This window comes from Pelomonas sp. KK5 (genome assembly GCF_001984095.1).
In the GTDB taxonomy this organism is placed as follows: Bacteria; Pseudomonadota; Gammaproteobacteria; order Burkholderiales; family Burkholderiaceae_C; genus KK5.
Genome location: NZ_LYVQ01000254.1, coordinates 1 through 8,700 on the forward strand (window position 1 = coordinate 1; position 8,700 = coordinate 8,700).

At 68.4% G+C, this 8,700-nt stretch carries 7 protein-coding genes; 2 read left to right on the plus strand and 5 right to left on the minus strand.

Going from position 1 to position 8,700, the window contains the following annotated elements; all coding sequences use genetic code 11:
* Nucleotides 1–546: putative Ig domain-containing protein (locus B0W88_RS26925; protein ID WP_198937949.1), on the plus strand; the 546-nt coding region annotated here is incomplete at its 5' end.
* On the opposite strand, the gene B0W88_RS26930 is transcribed toward B0W88_RS26925, so the two are convergent.
* The 5 genes from B0W88_RS26930 to B0W88_RS26950 form a co-directional block, all read right to left on the minus strand.
* Nucleotides 524–1,558, minus strand: coding sequence for a LacI family DNA-binding transcriptional regulator (locus tag B0W88_RS26930; RefSeq protein WP_077037661.1), 1,035 nt, complete (start codon nt 1,556–1,558; stop codon nt 524–526). The genes B0W88_RS26925 and B0W88_RS26930 overlap by 23 nt on opposite strands.
* Nucleotide 1,559: 1 nt before the next feature.
* A complete protein-coding gene (gene malG / locus B0W88_RS26935; protein WP_077037662.1) occupies nt 1,560–2,450 on the minus strand; it encodes a maltose ABC transporter permease MalG in 891 nt (296 codons plus the stop codon).
* Between the two features lie 143 nt (nt 2,451–2,593).
* Complete coding sequence (malF, locus tag B0W88_RS26940) at nt 2,594–4,105, minus strand: maltose ABC transporter permease MalF (protein ID WP_198937950.1); 1,512 nt, start codon at nt 4,103–4,105, stop codon at nt 2,594–2,596.
* Between the two features lie 199 nt (nt 4,106–4,304).
* Complete coding sequence (gene malE, locus B0W88_RS26945; RefSeq protein WP_077037664.1) at nt 4,305–5,492, minus strand: maltose/maltodextrin ABC transporter substrate-binding protein MalE; 1,188 nt, start codon at nt 5,490–5,492, stop codon at nt 4,305–4,307.
* Nucleotides 5,493–5,538: 46 nt separating this feature from the next.
* Nucleotides 5,539–6,657, minus strand: coding sequence for an ABC transporter ATP-binding protein (locus tag B0W88_RS26950; RefSeq protein WP_077037666.1), 1,119 nt, complete (start codon nt 6,655–6,657; stop codon nt 5,539–5,541).
* Between the two features lie 180 nt (nt 6,658–6,837).
* Between B0W88_RS26950 and B0W88_RS26955 the strand changes: the two genes are divergently transcribed.
* Nucleotides 6,838–8,700: beta-galactosidase (locus B0W88_RS26955; protein ID WP_077037665.1), on the plus strand; the 1,863-nt coding region annotated here is incomplete at its 3' end.

Genomic DNA, 8,700 nt, shown 5'->3' on the forward strand with positions numbered 1-8,700 from the left:
CCCGCGCCATCGCCCAACGCACCGGCCCCGGCACCGACGCCCGGCGCGCCGCCACCGCCCACCGGCGGCGGCTCGACCGCACCGACACCCCCGGTCGGCGGCGACAACTCCGGCGGCACGGGCACCGGCCCGGTCGTCGATCCGGGCGCGGGCGCCGGCACGGGTGCCCAGGCCGGCGACAACTCGCCGCCGGTGCAGTCGCTGACGCTGCTGTCCACGCCGACCGAGGCCGCAGCCAATGGCGGCGGCTTCGTCAGCGTGCTGAACTTCGAGCCGCTGGTGGCGACGGCCGGCGGCCAGCTGGGCGTGGCCCTGCCGCTGAACACCTTCACGCACAGCGACCCGGTGGCGCAGCTGAGCTTCGAGGCGCGGCTGTCCAACGACACGCCGCTGCCCTCGTGGCTGAGCTTCGACGGCACGTCGATGCGCTTCACCGGCACGCCGCCGGCCAATGCGCAGAGCATCGAGGTGGTGGTGATCGCCCGCGACAAGAACGGCAAGGAAGCGCGGACGAAGGTGAAGATCAACTTCGCGTCGAAGAAGTAAGAAGCCGCCCGGTCGAGGCCCGCACCACCAGCCGCGGCTGCGCCGTCTCGCGCAGCAGCGGCGCGGGCGCGCCCTCGTCCTTCATCAGCTGCATGATCATCTCGACCGCCTGCTGCGCGGCCTCCTCGCTGGGCACGGCGACGGTCGTCAGCGCGGGGCGCACCTGGTGGGCCAGCTGGATGTCGGTGATGCCGATCACGCTGAGCTGCTGCGGCACCGCCAGGCCCATCTCGGCGGCGGCCTGTAGCACGCCCAATGCGGGCAGGTCATTGCTGACGAAGATGGCCGACAGGTCGGGCACGCGGGCCAGCAAGGTGTGGGCGGCGCTGCGGCCCTCGTCGATGGTGTCGTGGCCGAAGATCACGTCCTCGTCCCGGTGCTCGATGCCGGCCCGGGCCAGCGCCTCGACGAAGCCGCGGTAGCGCCAGATGTGGTTGCCCGTGCGCTCGCTGCCCACCACCGCGCCGATGCGGCGGTGGCCCAGCGCGATCAGGTGCTCGGCGGCGAGGATGCCGGCGCGGTGGAAGTCCACCGCCACGCTGGGCAGCGGCGGCGGCTGGTCGGGCTTCTCCCACATGCACAGCACCACCGGCACGCCGCGCTCGCGCAGGTGCACCAGCTCGTCGATCTGCACGAAGTCCGCGTTCATCACCAGCACGCCGTTGGCCAGCGAGCCACCCACCGCATCGAGGTAGGCCTTCTCCTGCGCCGGGTCGTCATTGGTGTTGCAGACCAGCAGGAAGTAGCCGAGCTTGCGCACCGCGCGCTCGACGGCCAGCGCGAACTCCGGGTAGAAGGGGTTGGCGATGCTGGAGACGATCAGCGCGATCGTGGAGGGCTTGCCTTCGGCCAGCGCGCGGGCGGTGAGGTTGGGCCGGTACTTCAGCTCGCGCACGGCGGCGAGCACGCGCTCGCGGGTCTCGGCGCCGACCTTGCCGCGGTTGCGCAGCACGTTGGAGACGGTGGCGGCGGTGACGCCGGCCTTCCTCGCCACATCGCTCAGCGTGGCCATTTCAGCCTTTCACCGCACCGGAGGTGAGCCCGCTCACCAGCCAGCGCTGCGTGACGATGAACATCAGCGTCAGCGGCATGCCCGCCAGGATGGCCGTGGCGGCGAAGTCGCCCCACAGGTACTGCTGGTCGAACAGGAACAGGCGCGAGCCGATGGCCAGCGTCAGCTTCTGCTGGTCCTGCATGATCACCGAGGCGATCGGGTACTCGATCATTGCGCCGAGGAAGGCCAGCACGAAGACGACCACCAGGATCGGCACCGCCATCGGCAGCAGTACCTTGACGAAGGCCTGGAAGGGCGTAGCGCCGTCCACCGCGGCGGCCTCCTCCAGCTCGCGCGGCACGCTGTCGAAGTAGCCCTTGATCAGCCAGATGTGCTGGGCCACGCCGCCGGTGTAGGCCAGGGCCAGGCTCCAGTGGCTGTTCAGGCCCAGCGCCGGCACCACCTCGCCGATGCGGTCGAACATCGCGTAGATCGCCACCAGCGCGAGCACCGAGGGGAACATCTGCAGAAGTAACAGGCTGTTGAGTAAGCCGTTCTTGCCACGGAAGCGCATCCGCGCGAAGGCGTAGGCGCTGGTGATGGACAGCAGCAGCGAGACGGTGGCCGAGACCGTCGCCACCTTGATCGAGTTGAAGATCCACAGCAGCACCGGGAACGGCGGCTTCACGAGCGCGCCGTCGGCGTCCACATAGGAGATGCCCAGGGCGAGCTTCCAGTGCTCGAAGCTGATGTGCTGCGGGATCAGGTGCCCGCCGGCGAAGTTGCCGGGGCGCAGCGAGATCGACACGATCATCAGGAAGGGCGCCACCATCAGCGCGATGAAGGCGATCAGGAGGGCGTGGACGAGGACGACGCGCCACTTGTGCGATTGCTTGAGGACGATGGCCATGTCAGTTGCCCAGGGTTGCCTGCGCAGGCCGCGCAGAGGGCTTCGATACCTCAACCCGAACGGAGGCTGGCGCGCCTCGTCGAGTGCAAGCATCCCCCGTTCGCCCTGAGGTATCGAAGGGCCCGGCCCACGACGGCTTCATGTCAACGCGCCTCCTCTTTGCCCACCTTGAACAGCTTCAGGTTCACCACCGCCAGCCCCGCCACGATCAGGAACACGATCGACGAGATCGCGCAGGCCAGTGCGTAGTTCTGGCCGGAGTCGTGGAAGGCCATGCGGTAGGTGTAGCTGGCCAGCAGGTCCGTCGCGCCCACAGGCACCTCGGTGTCGAGGTAGTCCGGCGCGCCGTTGGTCAGCAGCGCGATCAGCGCGAGGTTGTTGAAGTTGAACGCGAAGGACGTGATCAGCAGCGGCGCGATCGGCCGCGCGATCAGCGGCAGCGTGATGCGGAAGAAGTTCGTGAAGGGCCCCGCGCCGGCCAGCGCGGACGCTTCGTACAACTCGCCCGGGATCGCCTTGATCAGGCCCATGCAGAGGATCATCATGTACGGGTAGCCGAGCCAGGCGTTGACGATCAGCACCATCGAGCGGGCGGTCGCCGCGTCGGAGAACCAGCTGGGCCGGATGCCGAACACCTGGTCCAGCACCAGGTTGATCTCGCCCAGGTTCTCGTTGAACAGGCCGCGGAACACCGGGATCGAGATGAAGGCCGGCACCGCGTAGGGGAGGAACAGCATCAGCCGGTAGGCATTGCGGAAACGCAGCGCATCCCAGTTCATCGCGGTGGCCAGCAGGATGCCGATGCCGAAGGTGAACAAGGTGTTCAGCGAGGCGAAGGACACCGTCCAGGCGAAGACGCGGGCGAAGGGCTGGAAGAAGCGCGCGTCGGTGAAGATGCGCGTGTAGTTCTGCCAGCCGACATAGGTGCGGAAGCCGGGCTCGACCGGCTGCGGCTTGCCGCCGGCCTCGGAGGGCTCCTTCTCCCAGTAGCCGGTCTTCATATTGGCCACGAGGCGCTTGCCGTCCTCGTCGTCGGTCATCGAGCCGTCCTTGTTGAGCGTGTACTGCGGGCGGCTCGGCGTGAAGCGGCGCAGGCTGCTCAGCTTGAGTTCGACGCCGTCGGGCTGCTGCACGGTGAGCAGCTTCAGCGCCGGCTGCAAGCGGATCACGTCCTTCAGCGGCAGCGCGCTGTCTTCATCGGGCGCATCGGCCGATTCGGCCAACGCCACCTTCTGCTCGCGCTCAATCAGCTTCAGCGGCGGCGTGGCAAAACGCTTGTCCTCCTCGTCCACGAAGACGAGCTTGTACTGCCCGCCGCCCGCATCGAAGAGCTTGAAATCGAGCCCGCCGGTGCTCGCGCTGTGCATGCGCGAGAGCAGCACCGAGGTCGAGCGCTCGTAGGGCAGCAGGTGCTGCAGCGAGTAGTTCGTGAACGCGATGGCGAGCGTATAGCCCATCGGCAGCACGATGAACACCAGCACCGCGAGGATGCCCGGCACCACGTAGCGCCAGGCATAGAAGCGCGGATGCACGTAGACGAAGGCGGCGGCGGCCAGCATCGCCAGCGTGAGCCCGCCGGCCAGGTTCAGCCGCATCGAGAACATCACGATGACCAGGGCCAGGCTCGCCAGCAGGGCGAGCGCGCCCGCGATCATCAGGCCAATATGCAGGCCGCTTCTTCGTCGTGGAGACAGCATGTCGTATTCAGGTATTCCGGGCCGAGCGCCGGGCCGCCCCAAGCCGGCCCGTCTGGCGCGGCTGGCGGCTCGATGCCGCCGGCCGCGCCGTCCCCTCGGGGGACCGGCCGGGCTCGCCCGCGTTCAGCGGGGCGAGACCGGACGAGGGGCCAACAACTTACTCGCCGCCCTTGATGCGCTTCGCTGCGCGGTCGAGGCCTTCCTTGGCGGTCTCACGGCCTTGCGTGATGTTCTGCAGCGCGGCCTCCATGCCCGACCAGAAGCGGGTCATCTCCGCGTTGTTGGGCATCGGCGTGCCCGCTTGCGCGCTGGCCATCGTGCCGGCGATCAGCGGGTCGGCCTTCAGCTCGTTGTAGAAGGCCTTGTTGGCCGGCACGCCCAGCGGCACGTGGGCGTTGACCGCCTTCAGGCCTTCCAGCGAGAGCAGGTAGTTCTCCATGAACTCGGTGGCCACTTCCTTGTTCGGGCTGGCGCTGGTGAGCATCGCGCCGTAGACGCCGACGAAGGGGCCGCCCTGCTTGCCGTTGATCTTCGGGAACAGCGCGATGCCGAAGTCGATCTTGCTCTTCTTCAGGTTGTTCCAGCTCCAGGGGCCGTTGAACATCATCGCAATCGAGCCGTCGTTCATGCCGGCGTCGGTGGTGGCGTAGTCGGCGGTCTTGGAGATCGCGCCGGCGTTGATCGCCTTCATCAGCGCTTCCACGCCCTTGACCGCGCCGGCGTTGTTGACGCCGGTGTCCTGCGGGTCATAGCTGCCGTCGGCATTGCGCTTGAAGGCATAGCCGCCGTTGGCGGAGATCATGCCGTAGCCGAAGTAGATCTGCGTGATCGGCCAGGACAGCGCGTGCTTGCCCTGCGCAGACAGCTTCTTGTCCAGCGCCAGCACCTCTTCCCAGGTCTTGGGCGGCGTGGGCACCAGGGCCTTGTTGTAGATCATGCTGACCGCCTCGATCGACAGCGGATAGCCCCAGGTCTTGCCGCCGACGGTCCAGGCCTTCCAGGCGAGCGGGTCGATCGCGGCGACGGTCTTCTTCGACGGCGTCACCGGCACGATCAGGCCGGCCGTGGCCCAGCTGCCGGCGCGGTCGTGCGGCCACATCCAGATGTCCGGGCCCTTGCCGGCGGCGGCGGCCTGCTCGAACTTGGCGATCGCGTCTTCCGGATGCTCGACGACGACCGGGATGCCGGTGTCCTTGGTGAACTTCTCGGCGATCTTGGCGATGCCCTCGTAGCCCTTGTCGCCGTTGGTCCAGATCAGCAGCTTGCCCTTCTCGGCCGCCTGTGCGGCGCCTGCGCCCAGCAGCGTGGCGATCGCCAGGGCCATCAATGCCTTCTTGTGCGTCATCTCTCGTCTCCTCTTGGGGTGGGTGAAGTTCAAACAGCCGTCTTGCCTAAATGGTCTTCTTCAGGGCCTGACCCTGCGCATCGAACACATGGGCGCGCTGCGGCGGCACGCGCAGCGACAGCGCCTCGCCCTCGGCCAGCGGGGTCTCGCCGGGCAGGCGCAGCGTGAGCTTCTGGCCGTCGGCGGTGTCGAGGTAGGCGAAGGTGGTGTCGCCGAGCTGCTCGACCCACTGGACCTTGCAGGCGATCGTGTTGTCGCCACCATGGGCCAGCATCAGGTGCTCGCTGCGGATGCCCAGCGTCACGGCCTCGCCCACGGTCACCGGCCCGGGGCGCACGGCGGCCGTGATGCTCGCGCCGTCGCGCAACTGCAGCGTGACCGAAGCCTCGGACACCTGTGTCACCGTGGCCGGCAGCAGGTTCATCTTCGGGCTGCCGATGAAGCCCGCCACGAACAGGTTGCGCGGGTTCGCGTACAGCTCCATCGGCGAGCCGACCTGGGCGATCGAGCCGTGCTTCGCGACGTCGGCGCCGGTGTGCAGCAGCACGATCTTGTCGGCCAGCGTCATCGCCTCCACCTGGTCGTGCGTCACGTAGATGGTGCTGGCCTTGCCGTAGCTGCGATGCAGCCGCGCGATCTCCACGCGCATCTGCGTGCGCAGCGCGGCGTCGAGGTTGGACAGCGGCTCGTCGAACAGGAACACGCCCGGGTCGCGCACCAGCGCGCGGCCGATCGCCACCCGCTGCCGCTGGCCGCCCGAGAGCGCCTTGGGCTTGCGCTCCAGCAGGTGCTCGATCTCCAGCGTCTTCGCGATGTTGGCCACGCGGGTCTTGATCTCGGGCGTCTTCATGCCGGTCAGGCGCAGGCCGAAGGCCATGTTCTCGGCCACGTCCAGGTGCGGATAGAGCGCGTAGTTCTGGAACACCATCGCGACGTTGCGCTCCGAGGGCGCGAGCTCGTTCACGCGGGCGCCGCCGATGCGCATCTCCCCGCTGCTGATGTCCTCCAGCCCCGCCACCATGCGCAGCAGCGTGGACTTGCCGCAGCCGCTGGGGCCGACGAAGACGCAGAACTCGCCGTCGGCGATGTCCAGCGAGACGTCGCGGATCACCTCCGCGCCGCCTTCGTAGCTCTTGTGGATGTTCGAGAGTTGGACACCTGCCACGAACACTGTCTCCGTTTTTTTCTCGCCTGGATTAAGCGATTAATTGGTCGCCATTCTCAGAACACGGGCCGTCGCGGCGCAGCGGACAAACCCTGATGCCCCGGCTTTTGACAGCGCATGGATTAATCGCTTAATCTCCGCGCGCCGAAACATAGCCACATCAAGACGGAGACAACGGCCATGACGATGAAGCTGGGCGTCTGCTACTACCCCGAGCAATGGGACGAGGCCCTGTGGGCCGACGACGCCCGCCGCATGAAGGCCATGGGCCTCAGCACCGTGCGCATCGCCGAGTTCGCCTGGGGCCTGATGGAGCCGCGGCCCGGCGAGTACGACTGGGGCTGGCTCGACCGCGCGATCGAGGTGCTCGCGAACGAGGGCCTGGAGGTCGTCATGTGCACGCCGACAGGTGCCCCGCCGCACTGGCTCAGCAAGCAGCACCCCGACATCCACGCCATCGATGCCGACGGCCATGTGAAGGCCTTCGGCTCGCGCCGCCACTACGACTTCTCCAGCGACGCCTTCTTCGAGGCCAGCCGCACCATCGTCACCGCTCTGGCTGAGCGTTATGGCCGGCACCCGGCGGTGGTCGCCTGGCAGACCGACAACGAGTACGGCTGCCACGGCACGATCACCTCCTACTCGCCCGACGCGCTGCGCCGCTTCCGCCTCTGGCTGGCCGAGCGCTACGACCACGACATCGGCAAGCTCAACACCGCCTGGGGCCACGCCTTCTGGAGCATGCAGTACGCAAGCTTCGAGGACATCGGTTTCCCGGTCCACACCGCCGCGCCGCCGAATCCCTCGCACCAGTTCGCCTGGAAGCGCTTCGGGTCCGACGAGGTGCTGCGCTACAACAGGCTGCATGTGGACCTGCTGCGCGAGCATGCGCCGGGCGTGCCGGTGCTGCACAACTTCATGGCCTTCAGCGGCGACTTCGAGCACCACGCGATGGGCAAGGATCTCGACATCGCGAGCTGGGACAACTACCCACTGGGCTTCCTCGACGCGATGTCCTTCCTCGACGACGAGGACCGGCTGCGCTACCGCCGCGTCGGCCACCCGGACATCTCCGCCTTCCACCACGACCTGTACCGCGGCCTCACCGCGCAAGGCCGCTGGTGGGTGATGGAGCAGCAGCCCGGCCCGGTCAACTGGGCGAAGTGGAACCCGGTGCCGCAGCCGGGCATGGTGCGCGCCTGGACCTGGGAAGCCTTCGCCCATGGCGCCGAAGTGGTCAGTTATTTCCGCTGGCGCCAGGCGCCCTTCGCGCAGGAGCAGATGCACACCGGGCTGAACACGCCGGACAACGTGATCGCGGTGGGCGGCGAGGAAGCGGCCGTGGTGGCCGGCGAACTCGCCTCGGTGCCCGATGAAGACAGCCGCCCCGCCCGCGTGGCCCTGATCGTCGACTACGCCAGCAACTGGGCCACCGAGATCCTGCCCAACAGCGGCGACTTCGAGATCGGCGCGCTGCAGCTGGCCTGGTACGGCGCGCTGCGCAAGCTGGGCCTGGACGTGGACGTGCTGCCGCAGTCTGCCGATCTAAGGGCTTATTCGCTCGTCGTCGCGCCGACGCTGGCGCTGCCCAGCGAGGCCTTCGTGGCTTCGCTGCAGGCCTTCGAGGGCCAGGTCTTGCTGGGCCCCCGCTGCGGCGCCAAGGCCGACGAGATCCGCATCCCCGAGGGTCTGCCGCCCGGCCCGCTGCGCGCGCTGCTGCCGGGCCTGCGGGTCACCGCCGTCGAGGGCCTGCGCCCGGGCGTGGCGCTGGCCGCCGACGGTGCGCTGCTGGGCGCCACGATCACCCGCTGGCGCGAGATGCTGGACCCGGCCGGCCTGGACGTCGAGTCCCGATTCGCCGATGGCAGCCCCGCCCTGGTCAAGCACGGCCGCGTGCGCTACCTCGCCGGCTGGCTCACCGGCATGGGCCTGGACGCGCTGGTCAGCAGCGTCGCGCAGGAGACGGGCCTGCCGGTCGGCCTGCCGCTGCCCGAGGGCCTGCGCCTGCGCCGCCGCGGCAACATCCAGTTCGCGATCCACTAC

What these genes read in the sequence shown, in the direction of transcription:
- B0W88_RS26930 (WP_077037661.1), bottom strand. Translation starts at nt 1,558, where the DNA reads ATGGCCACGCTGAGCGATGTGGCGAGGAAGGCCGGCGTCACCGCCGCC.
- malG (WP_077037662.1), bottom strand. Translation starts at nt 2,450, where the DNA reads ATGGCCATCGTCCTCAAGCAATCGCACAAGTGGCGCGTCGTCCTCGTC.
- malF (WP_198937950.1), bottom strand. Translation starts at nt 4,105, where the DNA reads ATGATCGCGGGCGCGCTCGCCCTGCTGGCGAGCCTGGCCCTGGTCATC.
- malE (WP_077037664.1), bottom strand. Translation starts at nt 5,492, where the DNA reads ATGACGCACAAGAAGGCATTGATGGCCCTGGCGATCGCCACGCTGCTG.